Annotated in this window: 16 protein-coding genes and 1 other annotated feature; of the genes, 7 read left to right on the forward strand and 9 right to left on the reverse strand. The window is 36.5% G+C overall.

Features of this window, described 5'->3' with window-relative positions:
• Positions 1 to 270: 270 nt before the first annotated feature.
• From rplK to rplL, 4 genes are all read left to right on the forward strand, one after another.
• The gene (gene rplK / locus JOD14_RS11940) at positions 271 to 693 is read left to right on the forward strand and encodes a 50S ribosomal protein L11 (RefSeq protein WP_204655006.1); all 423 of its coding nucleotides are present in this window, start codon (positions 271 to 273) and stop codon (positions 691 to 693) included.
• 106 nt (positions 694 to 799) lie between these two features.
• Positions 800 to 1,489, forward strand: coding sequence for a 50S ribosomal protein L1 (gene rplA / locus JOD14_RS11945; RefSeq protein WP_204655007.1), 690 nt, complete (start codon positions 800 to 802; stop codon positions 1,487 to 1,489).
• A gap of 53 nt (positions 1,490 to 1,542) precedes the next feature.
• Positions 1,543 to 1,667 (forward strand) — a sequence feature (ribosomal protein L10 leader region).
• Positions 1,668 to 1,705: 38 nt separating this feature from the next.
• Complete coding sequence (gene rplJ / locus JOD14_RS11950; RefSeq protein WP_204655008.1) at positions 1,706 to 2,206, forward strand: 50S ribosomal protein L10; 501 nt, start codon at positions 1,706 to 1,708, stop codon at positions 2,204 to 2,206.
• Positions 2,207 to 2,258: 52 nt separating this feature from the next.
• Complete coding sequence (gene rplL / locus JOD14_RS11955) at positions 2,259 to 2,624, forward strand: 50S ribosomal protein L7/L12 (RefSeq protein WP_204655009.1); 366 nt, start codon at positions 2,259 to 2,261, stop codon at positions 2,622 to 2,624.
• 89 nt (positions 2,625 to 2,713) lie between these two features.
• Here rplL and JOD14_RS11960 read toward each other — a convergent pair whose 3' ends face one another.
• The 4 genes from JOD14_RS11960 to JOD14_RS11975 all read right to left on the reverse strand — a co-directional run bounded on the left by JOD14_RS11960 (position 2,714) and on the right by JOD14_RS11975 (position 5,672).
• On the reverse strand, positions 2,714 to 3,853 hold the full coding sequence (locus tag JOD14_RS11960; protein WP_204655010.1) for a tyrosine-type recombinase/integrase: 1,140 nt from the start codon (positions 3,851 to 3,853) through the stop codon (positions 2,714 to 2,716).
• 96 nt (positions 3,854 to 3,949) lie between these two features.
• Complete coding sequence (locus JOD14_RS11965; protein WP_204655011.1) at positions 3,950 to 4,231, reverse strand: MerR family transcriptional regulator; 282 nt, start codon at positions 4,229 to 4,231, stop codon at positions 3,950 to 3,952.
• Positions 4,228 to 5,082, reverse strand: coding sequence for a rolling circle replication-associated protein (locus tag JOD14_RS11970; protein ID WP_204655012.1), 855 nt, complete (start codon positions 5,080 to 5,082; stop codon positions 4,228 to 4,230). The genes JOD14_RS11965 and JOD14_RS11970 overlap by 4 nt, the downstream gene beginning before the upstream one ends.
• 218 nt (positions 5,083 to 5,300) lie before the next feature.
• On the reverse strand, positions 5,301 to 5,672 hold the full coding sequence (locus tag JOD14_RS11975) for a hypothetical protein (protein ID WP_204655013.1): 372 nt from the start codon (positions 5,670 to 5,672) through the stop codon (positions 5,301 to 5,303).
• 182 nt (positions 5,673 to 5,854) lie between these two features.
• On the opposite strand from JOD14_RS11975, the gene JOD14_RS11980 reads away from it, so the two are divergent.
• The 3 genes from JOD14_RS11980 to JOD14_RS11990 all read left to right on the forward strand — a co-directional run bounded on the left by JOD14_RS11980 (position 5,855) and on the right by JOD14_RS11990 (position 10,776).
• Complete coding sequence (locus tag JOD14_RS11980; RefSeq protein ID WP_204655014.1) at positions 5,855 to 6,718, forward strand: helix-turn-helix domain-containing protein; 864 nt, start codon at positions 5,855 to 5,857, stop codon at positions 6,716 to 6,718.
• Between the two features lie 246 nt (positions 6,719 to 6,964).
• Positions 6,965 to 8,962, forward strand: a complete 1,998-nt coding sequence (locus tag JOD14_RS11985) for a hypothetical protein (RefSeq protein WP_204655015.1) — start codon at positions 6,965 to 6,967, stop codon at positions 8,960 to 8,962.
• Positions 8,963 to 8,970: 8 nt separating this feature from the next.
• On the forward strand, positions 8,971 to 10,776 hold the full coding sequence (locus JOD14_RS11990; RefSeq protein ID WP_204655016.1) for a hypothetical protein: 1,806 nt from the start codon (positions 8,971 to 8,973) through the stop codon (positions 10,774 to 10,776).
• A 745-nt stretch (positions 10,777 to 11,521) separates the two neighbouring features.
• Here JOD14_RS11990 and JOD14_RS11995 read toward each other — a convergent pair.
• From JOD14_RS11995 to JOD14_RS12015, 5 genes are all read right to left on the reverse strand, one after another.
• Positions 11,522 to 12,301, reverse strand: coding sequence for an HAD family hydrolase (locus tag JOD14_RS11995; RefSeq protein WP_204655017.1), 780 nt, complete (start codon positions 12,299 to 12,301; stop codon positions 11,522 to 11,524).
• A gap of 168 nt (positions 12,302 to 12,469) precedes the next feature.
• The gene (locus JOD14_RS12000; RefSeq protein WP_204655018.1) at positions 12,470 to 13,489 is read right to left on the reverse strand and encodes a branched-chain amino acid aminotransferase; all 1,020 of its coding nucleotides are present in this window, start codon (positions 13,487 to 13,489) and stop codon (positions 12,470 to 12,472) included.
• Positions 13,490 to 13,611: 122 nt separating this feature from the next.
• On the reverse strand, positions 13,612 to 14,427 hold the full coding sequence (locus tag JOD14_RS12005) for a TPM domain-containing protein (RefSeq protein ID WP_204655019.1): 816 nt from the start codon (positions 14,425 to 14,427) through the stop codon (positions 13,612 to 13,614).
• The gene (locus tag JOD14_RS12010) at positions 14,424 to 15,518 is read right to left on the reverse strand and encodes a TFIIB-type zinc ribbon-containing protein (RefSeq protein WP_204655020.1); all 1,095 of its coding nucleotides are present in this window, start codon (positions 15,516 to 15,518) and stop codon (positions 14,424 to 14,426) included. Before JOD14_RS12010 ends, JOD14_RS12005 begins: the two co-directional genes overlap by 4 nt.
• Positions 15,519 to 15,536: 18 nt before the next feature.
• Positions 15,537 to 16,769 (reverse strand): SPFH domain-containing protein, encoded by a 1,233-nt coding sequence (locus JOD14_RS12015; RefSeq protein ID WP_204655021.1) that lies wholly within the window; start codon positions 16,767 to 16,769, stop codon positions 15,537 to 15,539.
• Positions 16,770 to 16,954 lie beyond the last annotated feature (185 nt).

The following is a 16,954-nucleotide window of genomic DNA, read 5'->3' on the forward strand; positions in this document are numbered from 1 at the left end:
AGAAGCTAGCAACCTTGATAGCAGTGCTTTTTTAAGTATTTCTTATTCTAGTGGCTTTTTCTGAAATTTTTATGCATTTGATATTGCAATTTAGCAAACATAAAAATGTGGTGGAAATATTTGTTTTTTTAGCAAAAAATAGTTGAAATTTATTTTTATTTTGCTATAATGTTTTGAGTGTGCGTTTTAGTGAAAGCACATGGTAACAAAGTGGGAGGAGAAATTTGGATCTCCAATTAACCACATCACGGACTCAAGGAGGTATGTCTCGTGGCAAAAAAAGTTGAAAAAATCGTTAAATTGCAAATTCCTGCAGGTAAAGCAACACCAGCTCCACCAGTAGGTCCTGCATTAGGTCAAGCGGGCGTTAACATTATGGGATTCACAAAAGAATTCAACGCACGTACAGCAGATCAAGCAGGTTTGATTATTCCGGTTGTTATTTCTGTATACGAAGACCGTTCATTCACATTCGTTACAAAAACACCACCAGCAGCTGTTTTACTTAAAAAAGCAGCAAATGTTGACAAAGGTTCAAGTACACCAAACAAAACAAAAGTTGCTAAAGTAACAGCAGATCAAGTAAAAGAAATTGCTGAACTTAAAATGGAAGACCTAAACGCAGCGACTGTTGAAGCCGCAGTGCGCATGGTTGAAGGAACTGCACGAAGCATGGGGATCACTGTAGAATAATTTTTACGACCCTAAGGAAGTAGCTTCTCAGATTGGTACTGTATTGAAAAATATAGGATACGTGGGAGGTTCTACCGTTATAACCACATAAGGAGGAAACACAAAAATGGCTAAAAAAAGCAAAAAAATGCAAGAAGCATTAAAAAAAGTTGATGCAACAAAAGCTTATTCATTAGAAGAGGCAGTAGCATTAGCAAAAGAAACAAATATTGCAAAATTTGACGCAACGGTTGAAGTTGCTTATCGTTTAAACGTAGACCCTAAAAAAGCGGATCAACAAATCCGTGGTGCGGTAGTATTACCAAACGGAACAGGGAAAACACAATCAGTTTTAGTATTTGCTAAAGGTGAAAAAGCTAAAGAAGCAGAAGCAGCGGGCGCAGACTACGTTGGTGAAGCAGACTTGGCTCAAAAAATCTTAGGCGGATGGTTTGACTTTGACGTTGTTGTAGCAACGCCAGACATGATGGCTGAAGTTGGTAAATTAGGTCGCGTTTTAGGTCCAAAAGGTTTAATGCCTAACCCTAAAACTGGTACGGTAACAATGGATGTTACAAAAGCAGTTGAAGAAGTAAAAGCTGGTAAAGTAACATACCGTGTAGATAAAGTTGGAAATATCCATGTTCCAATCGGTAAAGTATCATTTGATGATGCAAAATTAGTTGAAAACTTCAAAACAATTCATGACGTATTGCTAAAAGCAAAACCAGCTGCAGCAAAAGGTCAATACATGAAAAATATCACGGTTACAACAACATTTGGCCCTGGTATCCATGTAGACGAAACTTCATTTTAATTTAAATTAAAAAATAGTTGACTTAGTTACCTTATCTATGGTAAGGTAACTAAGGTTAAATATTAACTGTACCGAAGACAGTAGGTGACCATGGTCATAATTCCTACCGAGGACGTTTATTGAGATAATCAATAGTCCCTCTATGTCTGCGGTGGCATAGGGTTTTTTGTGTTTTACAAGTAACCCTTCCATCAAAATCAGGAGGTGAAATTTATAATGAGTGAAGCAATCATTGCTAAAAAAGCAGCGTTGGTTGAAGAAGTAACTGAGAAATTCAAAGCAGCCGCATCAGTAGTTATCGTTGACTACCGTGGATTAACTGTAGATGAAGTAACTCGTTTACGTAAACAATTACGCGATGCAAACGTTGAAATGAAAGTTATCAAAAACTCTATCCTTTCACGTGCAGCTCAAGCAGCAGGTTTAGAAGGTTTAGATGAAGTATTCACTGGCCCAACTGCTGTTGCATTCAGTAACGATGATGTTGTCGCACCTGCGAAAATCATCGATGAATTTGCAAAAGATGCAAAAGCATTAGAAATCAAAGGTGGTATTATCGAAGGAAAAGTATCTACTTTGGAAGAAATTATCGCTTTGGCAAAATTACCAAACCGCGAAGGTCTTTTATCTATGCTTTTATCTGTACTTCAAGCGCCAGTCCGCAACGTGGCTTACGCTGTCAATGCAGTAATCGAAAAAGAAGAAGGGGCTGCTTAATTGCTGCCTAAATAAGAAAATAAAAATCATTTATTAAATGGAGGAAATAAAAATGGCATTAAACATTGAGAACATTGTCGAAGAGCTAAAAGGCGCGACAATCTTAGAATTAAACGACTTAGTTAAAGCTATCGAAGAAGAATTTGGCGTATCTGCAGCTGCTCCTGTAGCAGTAGCTGCTGCTGGTGCTGCAGCTGCTGAAGAGCAAACAGAATTCACTGTTGAATTAACTTCAGCTGGTGACCAAAAAGTTAAAGTTATCAAAGCAGTTCGTGAAGCAACTGGCTTAGGCTTGAAAGAAGCAAAAGCATTAGTTGATGGCGCTCCTGCAGCAGTTAAAGAAAACATCGCTAAAGACGAAGCTGAAGCATTAAAAGCTGCTTTAGAAGAAGTTGGCGCATCTGTAACTGTAAAATAATCACTTTTGAGTTGGAATCCTTGTCCTATAAGGGTTTCAGCTCTTTTTTTGTTTTTTGACCATACTTTTGACCATACTTCTAATACCTCTTAGAAATTGACGTAGTTCGAGAATTTTTCTGCGACTAGGTCTTTTTGCTTTTTGGTTATATGGGTGTAGATATTTAAGGTAGTTTGTACATTCGAATGACCTAACCGATCCTGAACTTCTTTGACAGATAGACCAGCCTCAAAGAGTAAACTACAATGAGTGTGCCTGAACCCATGAACTTTAAGTCGAGGAAAATCATTATCATTACAGATTCTGTGAAGTACATTGTTGAATCGAGACAACGCAATGAAACTATTGTTTTTTGATGCGAAGACTAATTGACTTGGCTTCAAAGAATTATGTCCGTATCTCAATAAGTATTCACTTTGATCTTTACGCCATTTTTTTAAAACATCGATCGTTCGCTGATCCAATGAAATTGTTCGGTTTGAACTCGGTGTCTTTGGAGAGGTAGCAACTACTTCATTTTTTTCGTTGAAAGACGCCGTCTTATTCACCGTAAGCTGACCATGCTTAAAATCCACATCATTCCAAGTAAGTGCCAATGCTTCACCTTTTCTCAAGCCTGTAAAAGCTAATAATCTAAAAAAGGGAAGAGTCAACAGAAAGGGATCATTCTCACAGCATTGAAGGAATCGTTTTAAATCATCGGACTCCAAATAAACTTCCTTTTCTATGATCTGTTTGTTTTTTCCTTTCGAAAAAGATACATGGGTCATTGGATTGTCTTTCAAGACATTCATTTTCAATGCGAAATCGAATATTGTTGAAGTATAGGATTTCAATGCTCGGTGAGTCGCAAACTGATCTTTCCATTCGTTGATGACGTTTTGACAATAGGGTACAGTATATTTTGAAATTCGTTTATCACCAAATTTTTTGGAAATGTTCTTATCAAAAATAAATTTTACTCTTTGGTAGGTACTTTCTTTTACGGTGTCCTTATATTGTCTAAGCCATAAATCTTTGATTTGAGTGAAAGTGTAGTTTTGTTCTGGAGAATATTTATTGTCCTTAACATCAACTTTCAGCCGAGCTAAAGCAGTTTTTGCTTCATTTGATGTTTTGAACCCTCGTCTAGTTGTGAAAAGTCTTTTACCAGTGAGAGGATCAATACCCAAGTACGCTTTAAACATATAGGCTGTATCGCCATTTTTCTTTACATATTTTTTTATCATAATTTTCTCCTTTAGACTTTCGCCAGTATGTCAAAGGAATATTTTTTCTCCTTTCTTCTTTGCTATCATAGACAGCTTTCAAAACATATGCAATGCTCAAATTTTTAATTGATCTAAAAAAGCTTGAATATCTCTACGATCAAAACGCATCTCTTTTCCAAATGGAATAACCTTTAGCCCGCTGCTTATCCAATGATTTAATCGTTCATCACCAATCCGGAGAACCTGCTTTACTTGTTTTCTATTAGGATAAGGGGGTAGATCTTTCAATGGATTGTTTGTATTCTGTTGTGGAGATCCTTGTAGAACCTTGATGACATTTTGAGTGATGACATTGACTAAAACTTCGTCATGCTCAAAGGGAATCTCTATACTCATTTACTCACCTCATAAGTGTTGCCTTTCTTTATTTTTGTATATTTCACGTTGCTTTCTTCAAATTCGACGACCTGTTCAAAGTCACCATTTTCATTAAGTACCTTTGAGAATTTTGGTGATCGTCGAATATAATTTTTTGTATGCAGAACATCTTGACCGTTTGTGTTGTATGCTTGTTCGGTCATTCTTTTTGTTTCACGCGGTATTTTGAGATTTTGTGATTTGAAGAAGGCTTTTTTCTTGTGCTCTTTGATGTCCAAATCCTTGTCAAAATACTTACTGATGTATCTTCCACGATTTTCTACCGCATCCACATCGATCTTATTAATCCAAACCAGTCCATGTCCCCAAATCTCCATCAGTCGATCATGAGGAACGAAAGGGAAGGAGAATAAGATAATGTGGTAGTGGATAGCACCGCGTTTCTGCTTTTCCCACGTTGCTAAATACTTTATCTGGGATTTTTTCGTTTTATAAGTTTGGTAGTTTAGTCGTTTAATAAATTTTTTGAATTCATCATTCGTGGTTTCAATATCTTGTATGTTTTCTTTAAAGGTGAGTGTGAGGAATTTTGTGTTGTCATCGAAGTTCATATCGATCAAGCGAGCAATTTCAAAGCGCATATTTTTGTAGTGTTTTTGTTTTCTTTTTAAGCTGTCATATTGTTTTTCCGCTGTTAGTTCATCATATGTTTTATTCGGCTCATTTAAGTTTTTAATCCATTCAGGTATTTGATGTTCATATTCATCGTTTTTCTTTTCGTCTATTTTGTAAACAATCGGCTTTTCATATTCCCAAATTTCTGTATACGTAGGAGTTTCAATGATTTTTTGATTGTAAGCTTTTAACAATCATCATCGCTCCTTACATGGTTCAAAATTATTCAGTTTTCAATGAACGAGAACAACTTTTTTTCGACAGATATTGTCCTATATATCAAGTAAAGGAGCAGAACTGCTGCGCAGCTCTGCTAGCCTGTTCATTTGTTGTGCGGTTTTTTTCGGAATGAACGGCTTTGGCTGGGGCCAGCCGCCCATTCCGAAACCACCCAACAAACGATCAGGGAAATTTAGTTGCGCAAATCTTTTGTATGATTGCTCGGAGTATCTGTTTGTTGTTTTGTCGCTAAAACTGCCGAGTCTGCTGTAGCAGATAATCCATAGCTTACAAATTGTCCATTAGCACGTCCCCAAGGTTTGATTGATATATTGTTAAAAGTAACCGTCGCGATTCCATTTTTCTCAAGTTCATCCAAAGTTACAACTGGTTCAGCGCTTTCGATTTTCACCGTCATCTTTTCAAAACGAAGCTTGGGTAAAACACACTCATAGCTCCAACCTAAAATTTCTCCATCTTTCTGCCACCGTGAGACGCTAACGACTTGATATTCTTTTTCTAACTTTTCTTTTGGTAAGGTTAAATCACTGATTTTGATTGGCATAATTTTTCTCCTTTTCTTATATACGTTTTGATATACGATCTGTTTAAAAAAATGTAGTGGTACCTCTACATTTACATCATATACGGTTTTAAATACGGTGTCAATAGTTTTTGTGAAAAAACATATACGAAATAGTATACGTGTGATATGCTGTAAATGAAATCATATAGGAGGGATCGGAAATGTTTGGATTATTACAACCAAATAAAGAAAAAGTCGGAAGACGATTAAAGCAAATCAAAGATGAAATGAATATCTCTTTTACAGAGTTTGGCAGCCGGCTTGGATTGAAGAAGCCGACGATCAGTTCGTATGTTCAGGGATATAATTTAGCGCCGATTGATGTGATCGAAAAAGTGGCTAAGATCAGCGGAAGGTCTGTTGGCTGGTTTTACTTTGGGGAGATAGAGGAATATATCGCAGATTATCTGACTCTCACAGGACAAGGGGAGTTGGTTAAGGAATACCCGGATATGATGAAACAGATCAAAGAAGAATTCTTCACTGGCGATTTTAAAAATCCGGGCTGGGAGAATGAAGTCGGTTATCCAATGGAAGAATTTATTGATGATTGCTTTGCAGATTTTTCTCCAAGTATTTTAGATCGCTATATTGGCAAGATCGTTACGCAGCAAATTGATAAATCTGAGAAGTTGAAAAACTTATCAGAGAAAGAAAAGGGAGAGGCGCTGGCATTTGTCTATCAAGAAGTGATGGATTATGTTGAAATGAGCGGCGAAATTAAGTATGGTGAGGAAGAAAAGGTTATTGGATTAGTTGAGGATTCGATCAGCAATCTGGCGAGAAGAGGAAAAATCGAATTTTCGGAAGAATATTTGATTGGGAAGTTAGTGAATATTCTTGATGATGAGGTTGAGACGGCAAGGATCATTTCGACTTTGTCGTTGAATCTGACGGGAAAAGCTTTTTCGCCGCTTTTCGGAGGAAAAGAGTTGATTGAAATTTTTCAGGCAATGCGTCCGGCTTTGATGAAGTTGTATTCGGAGAAGACTAGGGATGAGATTTATGATTGGTTTGAGAGATAAGCAAAAACATTTCTAGAAGAAATTTTTGATTTAACACTTTTATTTTAGTCGTTTGTTATATTATTATGAATAAATATCATGGGAATACATCTCCAAAGAATGATCACGATAAAAAATAATGATCGTCTTTATAGCTTTGTGCATTCTTGTTATAATATTCTTGAGGAGTTAATTAGAAATATATTCTTTAGCACTATAGTTGTAACGTTATGTTTCAAAAATTTTCAGGTAGGAGTGAGGTTAAGAATGATTGGTCAAATAAGTGCAAATGAGATTGATGAATGGGCAAGAGCCGACCCTAGAAAAGCTCAAGAAGTTTTGCCTTTATTGATGATTCGTCTCATTTTAGCAACATCAAAAAAAATAGGTGACTTTAATTTCCCCATTGAGAAGGGTATTCAGTTTACGGGATATGATGGTGTTTTGGAATCAAATGAAAGTACGAACTTTTTTCCAACGGGAAAATCCGTTTGGGAATTTGGGACTAATAATGATGCTATTAGCAAATTCCGTGGCGATATTGAAAAACGATCTATTGATTCTCTAGGTGTAAATATCAAAGATACTACATTCATTTTTGCAACATTAAAAATTTGGAATCATCGGACCTCTATAGAAGAGCTGATAAATGAAAGCAAACAAAAATATACTTGGAAAGACATTCGTATTATCGATGCCTCCAAAATAGCACTATGGATAGAATCTTGTCCTGGTGTCTCAATATGGATGTGCGAAATAATTGGTAAAACAATCAAAGGACTTTTATCCGTGGAACAGTATTGGGAAGATCACTGTTCTACAACGAAGCCAATACTGGTTGAAGAATTTTTTCTGCATAACAGAGGGGAGCAGCTTGATAGCCTTTCAGACTGGATTAGCAATGAGTGCGAGCACGACTACAGGCTATTAATGGCAGAATCATCGCTTGAGGCTACACTTTTTATCGTAGCTTCTATAATGAAATTATCAGCGTCAGATAGTAATATTTTAAGAGGAGTAAAGAGTAGAGTAGTTATTGTAACGTTAATTGAAGCATGGTATGAGATTATTTCGAATAGCAATTTTACGGATGGTGTTATTTTCATTCTCACATTTAATTTCACTGAGGATATAAGGTGTCCTAAAAATATCTCTGCAATTTTACCTATTAGCAAATATTCTTCAAGTGCGAAAATCTCGAAGAACATCCCAAAAATTGAAATTCCAGTGCGTACAAGAGATGAAGTGTCTCAGGCTTTTGAATTATTAGGATATACAACTAGTGAAGCCTACGATATCGGAACAAAAACTAAAAGAAATTTTCTATCGTTTTACAGAATGGTTACCAATCTTCCGAACAAGAGACTACCTAAATGGACTACCCAAGACAATCTTCAAGAACTGATTCCGGCATTACTCCTCGGAGGATGGAATGACAAATATTTAGGAGATAAAGAAATCATTGAGAAGATAAGTGGCATCAGTTATGAGGAATACATTAAAAAACTATCCAAATGGATATTGATTGAAGATGCACCACTTTTTTCTATACTTGGATCATATCAGATGGTCTCAATACAAGACTGTTGGGGGTTTCTATTTGATAAATTAACGCCAATTGATATTAATAATTTAAGGAGTTGCATGAAAGAAATATTTGGTACAACAGACCCGGCTTTTGAACTACCTGAAAATCAGCGATTTATGGCATCAGCCTTTGGAAAAGAAAGCAAATATTCAACTTCATTAAGGCATGGATTAGTAATAACCTTGATTATGTTGGTCGAGAGGGAGTCTGAGGTAAATTCATTTGGAATAAACTCAACTGTCGATTTTGTATATGGGCTGATTAGGGATATTCTTAGCGAAATGAAATCGCCAGAACAATTAAGTACACTTGCACCTTCACTTTCACTTTTGGCAGAAGCCGCACCAAAGGCCGTACTTGAAAAACTGGAATTAGAAATCGAGAATGAAGACAGCAATATATGGAAGCTTTTTGTTCCTTCTGAAGATTTTATTACAGGAAGGAATTACTATACTCACATTCTTTGGACATTAGAAATTCTAGTCTGGCATAGTAGTTTGGTGGTTAGAGCTATTTTGGTTTTAGTGAGAATTTGTGAAAAAAAGTTAGATTATAAAATCGTAAATTCTCCACAAAATACTCTTTATGAAATTTTTGTACGTGGCATCCACAAAGTGCTCTTTCTAAAGATGAGCGCATTGAGTTACTTAGAAAAATATGCAATTCCTATCCTATAACAGGGCAGATGCTTCTAAAAAAATTACTGCCAACAGGACATTCTACCTGCGGACAAATTCAGCGTCCAAAATGGTCTGTGCTTGATATTGATATATCTTCATCGATAGCAGTTGATGAGTATAGAGAAATCACCGATGAGATAATTAAATTATCACTAAACACACTATCCGATGATACCGAGCAGTGGAAAACCGTTTTCAAAAATATAAGTCTTTATGAATATTATTTTGAGGATTTAAAGTCAAAATGTTTAAATTGCTGTAAAATGCTTTCCGAAGAGAATACTAATATTATTGCAAGTTATTTAAGAGAACAAATTCACCGCTTTCGCAAGTTTAAAGATGCCGACTGGAGCATTTCAGAAGAATACGTATCTAAATTGGAACAACTATTTAATGAAATTGAACCAAATACAATTATGAAATATCATTATTTATTTACGTGGCATCCGAATTTGTTAAATCCTGTTCCATATAATAGAAATGAAAAAAACGACTATGAAGCTGAAAGAAAAGCATTATTTTATCTTAGATCGGATGCAGTTGATGAAATAATTAATCTATATGGTACTGATGCATTCATATCGTTCTGTAGCGAATTAGAAGATACCAGCGACTTAGCAAAAATCACAACTGAAAAAATTTTTAAAAACGTATTTGATCTTGATATGCTCGCTAAGATAAAAGAACATAATTATGCCATATATGCATCTGTTATTTGGCGCTTAACGGACCTTAACGGGTTAGACGTGTTGATTAGTATTCTCACCAATACCGAAAGCTGCCTATCCGAAGAAGAGAAAGGTGATATACTATGTCATACTCCCGTTTCCTCCGAACTCTGGAAAATACTAGATACATCTTTTAGTGAGGTTGCAACTAATTATTACTGGCAACATGTGAAAGAGCATAGACTAAACGTGGGTAGTAATGATAACGTTGATTATTATATAGGCAAGTTACTAGAGTTCAATCGCCCTTTTTCAGCAGTGAAAACTATTTCTTATTCGGATTATGGAAATGTGGAAATGATTATTTCCATTCTTCAACAACTCCTTCATTTGCAAGAACATAAAGAGGCAAGTGGATTGTCTTTTTCAAGTATTGATCAGTCTAATATATTAGATTTATTTGATAAACTTTATGAGAATCAGAACATTGACGATTCAATTGTGGCAAGATTAGAAATTGCATATTTACCTTATTTTCGCTATGAAGGAAATCCAAAATGCCTAATAAAATATTTACAGACCAATCCAAAAGAATTTGTTCTATTTATATCTAAATGCTATAAACCCGATGAAATATCAGATGAACTTATCATTGATGAAGAATATCGTGCACAAGCAAATATTGCATATGATGTTTTGAATTTATTTAAAACAGTTCCTGGCTGTAATAAAAACATTATATCAGCTGATGTATTTTCTTCTTGGATAAGTGAAGCTTACCAATATGCTTCTATGTTAGGTGTCAAAAATTCTTTCGAAGCTTGTCTTGGAAAACTTTTATGCCATTCACCTGTTGGTTCTGACGGAATCTTTCCACATGAAATAGTACGAGATTTTTTAGAAAAAAATGATAGCTCTTCACTTGTAAATAGTTTTATTATCGAAAAACAAAACCAAAGAGGAGTATATACTGTTACAGGAGGGATAGCTGAGAAAAAGATTGCAAATGGATATTATGAAGATTCAAAAAAAGTTAGAGTTACTTACCCTAAAACATCGGCTATATTGGAGAGGCTAGGAGATATTTACAGACGAGAAGCTCAGTTCGAACAAAAGCAGGAATTATTAGATTTTACAGAGTAACATCGACTACTCATGGTAAAGAACAATGGATTGGATGGTATTTATAGTAGTATAGCTGGGGATATAGTAGTTTTATATTGGCAGACTTTATAATGGATTTAGATTAAATTTCCAAGTAATCCTACAAAGATATGAAAGATTTAGCAGATAGAGTTAAATAAAGAGAACCTGTTCCAAAAGAATATTTGAATGGTAAAGCAGAAGGACAACTTCCTCTTTCTGAAGAGGAGTAAAATTAATGGAATTAGACTTTTTAACATTCTAATTAAATTGGACGAAAAAACAATTTGAGATTGAACTTGTCTTTTATCTTAAAATAGAAATCTTGCTAAGAAAATTTCTTGGCTGGGAACTATTTGATTTTAATTTCTTTGATCTGTTTTACATTTCAAGAAACGCTGTGAAATAGGCTTTTTCACTTCAATTTATTCTGGCTCTTTATTCCTAATCAATCTAATTTCTGACATACTGGCGATTTTTTGACTATCTTTTTGACCATACTTTATAAATTTTAACAGGTTGCATCAGAGTTTTTCACAAATACCAGTCTCCAGAAAACCCCATAGAATCAACAACAAGCGCCACTAGGGTTTTCTCAGGCCAACACTGTAAAATAATTCTTTTGAATTATTCAAGAGTCTTCATTCCTTATCTTATAAGGAACGAAGACTCTTTTTTTAGGTTAAAGGATTTCAACAAAGCAAAAAAGCCCTGGTTAAAGAGGGCTTTTTTACTATTTAAAAAATTATTTAGTCAAATTTTTGATAATCGGTAGAATATCATTTAAATTAGTCACTTCGTAAGTGGGAGTAACTTCTGTCACGCTTTGGCCATGATGATTGATCCAGATATTCTTCATGCCGACACGACTCGAACCTAAAATATCGGTCATCAAATTATCGCCAATCATAATTGCTTGCTCCGGTGTAATGTTCGCTTTTTTTAGCGCGAATTCAAAAATTTTTGGATCGGGTTTTCCGACACCCACTTCGCCAGAAATAATAATATGATCAAAATACTTTGCAATTTCTGGTGTAATGGCGAGTTTCGTGTTTTGTAAAGACGGTGCACCATTGGTTAATAATACAAGTTGAAATTGGTCTTTTAATTGATCGAGAACCGGATAAGTCTCTTGATACACAAAAGGGTGTTGCTGGCGTTCAAGGATGAAGCGATGGGCTAATTCTTGGCCTAACGTTGGATTATCTAAGCCACAAGCTTTTAATCCGTTTATCCAAGCCTCGCGTTGATAGCTAGCAATTAGTTGGTTCATGGCATCAAACCCAGGTTCTTGATCTTCAAAGGTGCCCCAAAGGCCTTCAAAAGGATTAATTCCTATCATTTGGGTAAAAGAATAAGTGGGATAACTTTGGTACAAGCGAGTCGCTTCTTGGCGGACTGCTTCTTCTAATTGCTTGGCATCTAAAGTCTCTACTTGTGCACAAGTTTTTTCAAAAGCGGTTTGAATACTTTTTTTATCCCACAAGAGGGTATCGTCTAAGTCGAAAATGATGGTTGAAAGCATGAGAGAACTCCTTTTATAATTGATTATTTGTTTAGTATATCAAAAAAAGAGAAACGAGACTATTTTTAACGCTTTGTTTTTTTTTAGTGCGAATCAATCAAATGAACAGACTATTTTAAATAAAAAAACCAACGACAATAAAAAGCTTTCGTTGGTTTTTATTGATCATTAATTTACTTGAAGAATCCAATCTTCGGGTGCTTCTATATCGCCGAATTGGATCCCGACTAACTCGTCATAAAGTTTTTGCGTTACCGGCCCAACTTCAGTTTCGCTATAAAAAACATGGAACGTATCTTTGTATTGAATCCCACCGATTGGCGAAATCACTGCGGCGGTCCCGCAAGCGCCAGCTTCTGTAAAACGGTCTAAGTCATCAATATAAACATCACCTTCAATGGTCTCAAGACCTAAGCGATTTTTTGCTAAATATAAAAGTGAGTATTTGGTAATACTTGGTAAAATCGAAGGGGAGCTTGGTGTGACAAATTGATTCTCTTTCGTAATTCCAAAAAAATTCGCCGAACCGACTTCTTCAATTTTTGTATGTGTTTGTGGATCAAGATAAATACAATCAGAGAAGTTCTTTTCTTTGGCTTCTTTCCCTGGAAGTAAGCTGGCCGCATAGTTTCCACCAACTTTAATTGCACCAGTTCCCATAGGTGCTGCTCGATCATATTCTGAAACAATAAAGTTTGTTGGTGTTAAACCACCTTTAAAGTAAGGACCAACTGGCATGCAAAAAACGGTAAATAAATATTCTGGTGCTGCTTGCACACCAATCATATCGCCAACACCGATTAATAGTGGGCGAATATAAAGCGTGCCACCACTGCCGTAAGGGGGCACATAGGCTTCGTTTGCTTTTACGACTTGTGTCACTGCTGAAAGAAAGAGTTCTTCGGGAACTTCAGGCATATAAAGTCGTTTGGCGCTATTGTTTAAGCGGCGACTATTTTCTTGCGGTCGGAAAAGATTAACGCCACCATCTTTTCGGCGGTAAGCTTTTAGGCCTTCAAAACATTGTTGTCCGTAATGCAAAGCGGTGGATGCTTCGCTAATCGTGAGCTGGTTATCTTGTGTTAACGCTCCTGGTTGCCAAGCGCCGTCTTGCCATTTTACGAGAAAACGCCAAGGAGTCTTAATATAATTAAAACCAAGTTCGTTCCAATTCATTGTTTTTTCCATGAATTCACACCCTTTTTTAATTTTCATTAGTATAGCATTAAATGTAAAAATTGTCACTATTTTCAGAAAATTAAACAAAAAAGAAACCTCACCAAAGTAAGGTTTCAAATAAACAAAAGAAATTAAAAACTACGGCCACCACCGCCAAAAGTCCCACCCCCGCTAGAATGGGTCGTGCTGCCGCCACCACCAGAACTGCCACCGCCGCTATTTGATGAGGGTTTTGGAATTCTTCTGGTTGTGACAAACGAGTGGATGAGGGTATCTTCTTTTCCACTGACTTTAAAACTAGATTTTTCTAAAAATGGGTATTTGTAAGTTCCCATTTTTAATTGATAACGGGATTTGATGACCACAAAGAAAATCCCACTAATGAGTAAAGCAAAAAGTAGAGACAAAAGCGCTTCAAAAGGGGTCAAAACTTTGTAATAAGTAATTTTTCCTGTGTCGCGATCAATTCGGTAATGGCCGCGTGGCACCCCGGCTTCGACGTACGCAATTGCTCGAGTTAAAAAAACACGGCCGGCTAAACCGTAGTCCTCTGCGACCATCGCCTCATAAATTTCATCAAGTATCGTATTTAAACGCTGGTCAGTGAGGTAGTCAATCATATTGCCAGAGGTGGAGAGGTAAATTTCATGTTGTCCCATGTCTAATAATAATACGGCACCATTGTGATCATTGCCTACGCGGTCACGCAAATAATTATCCGCAAAAGTTTCTGGTGAGCTTGTATTCGTATTCGTGGTTACAATAAAAACTTCTCCTTTAATCTTTTGATTGAGTTCTTGCGCTTGTTGATTAAAGGTCGTTATTTCTTCAGGTGTAAATAAACCAACTTGGTCATCAACGGTCGGACTTGCTGCTAAAACGCTTGAAGGCAAGCATAGGAAAACCAAAGATAACAAAAAGGTGAAAAAGATTTTGTAAAGCTTCATAGGAAATACCCCCCTAACATAAAGAGTAACGAAAGGGTAAGAAAGATTCCGCCTGAAACAAGACCGAGACGTTGATAACTAATCGGCAAAATCCCGCTAACTTTACCAGTTTGGCCATTCATCGCGTAATAAAAAACATGGTCACTTTGCGCTTTGTTTTTATAAGTCACTAACCAAACAGGTAAAAGCATGTACTCGCCTTCAATATGAGTGAAATCAATTGCGGCCTGACTCTTATTAAAGGTTGTGTAACCACTAACGGAATTACTAAGTAACGTTTGGCTGTAATGATCCAGTTCTTTTTTGACCTCGCCTTCAATTGCCTGATATTCAATGTCTCTTTTTTCAGCTTGAAAACCAGATAAATATTGGTTTTTAAAAGTGATCGCCTTCTCAAGTTGGAACGGTTGGACGCTTTCAACCATTTTTTGTTGCGTATTTTTTGATAATGCATTTTTGACTAATTCTTTAAAACCAATTTTGCCACTGCGTTTGACATCAAACTGTTTTGTTTCGGTATATTCGATGTCTCCGATACGCCAAACACGAATTTTTGTTCCTTTTCCAGCAATTTCCCCATTACCTTTTGCATTGACGACCCAATAGGGGAAATAAACGCCTGTTAATTTTTCAATTTGACTTTGATCGAAAAAGGCATTTGGTACAAACCATTTTTTCTTAGTCCATTCAAGAAAACGTTTTGTCGCTTCTTCTTTTTCAATTTGGAAAGGTAAGACCTTGTTTGGTAAAAATTGTCCACTCAATCGACCAGATAAAACGACCGGGTTATGACAAAAATAGCAATAAGTTGCGGCTGTCGTTGAGTCTGTTGCTATTTCAGCGCCACAACTTGGGCATAAAAACAAATCAAGCGTGCCTTCTGGCGGACTAGTTGCTTTTGCTTGTGTTGTTTCGCCTGTCAAAGGGGAGGTTTCATCTTGAAAAGTTGCGTCTTTTTGTTTTGCTTCAAAGTCAGAAACTTCCTGCTCGGTAAACACACTTAGACAATAAGGACAATGGAATTTTTGATCACTAGGATCAAAGGTTAAAGCCCCGCCACAATTGGGGCATTTATGAGTAATAATTTCCATGACGAGCCTCCTCTAAGTTTATAGTGGTACTCCTTGAAAAGGTTGCCCACATTCTGGACAAAATTTTGGTACACCATTGGCAAGCTCAACTGGTTTGCCACAAGCACTGCATTTCATTTTGATACTTACACCAGCGTTTGCTGATTCTTGTGGTTTCGGTGTGCCACAGTTGCTGCAGAATTTCCCAGTGTTTTTTGTCCCACATTGTGAACAAGTCCAAGTATCCGTTTGATTTTGTGCTGCTTGTTGTTGTTTTGCTTGTTCTTGGTTGGTTTGTGAAGCTTGTTGGAAAAATCCACCACTGGCATTCATTCCCATGCCAACACCCATAAAGCTGGCTGCTGCACCAGCTGGATTACTGCCAGCCGCTTCCATGCCACGGGCAATTGATCCTTGAACAAAGCCTTCTCGAATATTAGGATCGCCGAGCATCGCTCCTTGATTACGCATATTGATTAGTTTCGTTGAATCGTCGGTATAAGAAATGCTTGAAACGGCAACAGAAACAATCTCCATGCCACGTAACTCGCGCCAAGTGTCATCTAAAACATTGGCCATGTACTTGCTTAGTTCCATGCTTTTTGAAGGAACGTAAGAAATTCTTTCACCATTGGCTGACATTTGATTAATGGTTGTTTGTAAGGCGGTCAAAAATTCAGCTAAATACTGTTCGTTAATATCATTAATATCTACTTGTGTTTTATTTTTAGGGATGGCATTGGTGTAAAACAAAATAGGATCTGTAATTTGGATGGAGTAGTTTCCATGTGCCCGTAAAAATAGTTCGGCATTATAAAAATTATCAAAATAATTAAGTGGTGATGCCGTACCGAAACGAATACCTTTTAGTTCTTGTAAATTAATATAAAAAACTTGTTGCTTTTGTGGCGTAACGCCGCCAAATTTAAAGCGATCAAATGTTTCAGAAATTGCGGCCTTTAAAGAACCATTAAATAAGGAAGGGGCTAAATCGTTTTTGACGGTATAGTACCCTTCTTCAGCGGTATAATCAATGATTTTTCCACCATCGACGAGTAGCATCATCATATTTGGATAAACATGAACGACCGATCCATCTGTGATGACATCGTCTGTTCCTTTGCGATTGGATCCGCGTTTACTATCTTTGCGGACTTTGACGCCTTTCGTTAAAACAGTTGTATCACTCATTTCATCAGGTTCGATAATTTCTAACCACTGATCGGCTAATCCGCCCCCGATTGTACTTGTTGCTGCTTTGATTAGACCCATTTTATTTCCTCCTAACATTAGAATTTAATGAAGTAATGCTAAGTTAATTATACCACAAGTCTTTTTATTTTATGTATCCGACGAAAGTTGGTAAGTGTCAATAGTTTTGCGGTAAAAATATTTTACCATTATTTCCGCTAGATTCTCGTGCCGAAATCCTCTTCTCTTATTTGACCGGTGCACTT

The organism is Enterococcus lemanii (assembly GCF_016909125.1).
GTDB lineage: Bacteria > Bacillota > Bacilli > Lactobacillales > Enterococcaceae > Enterococcus_I > Enterococcus_I lemanii.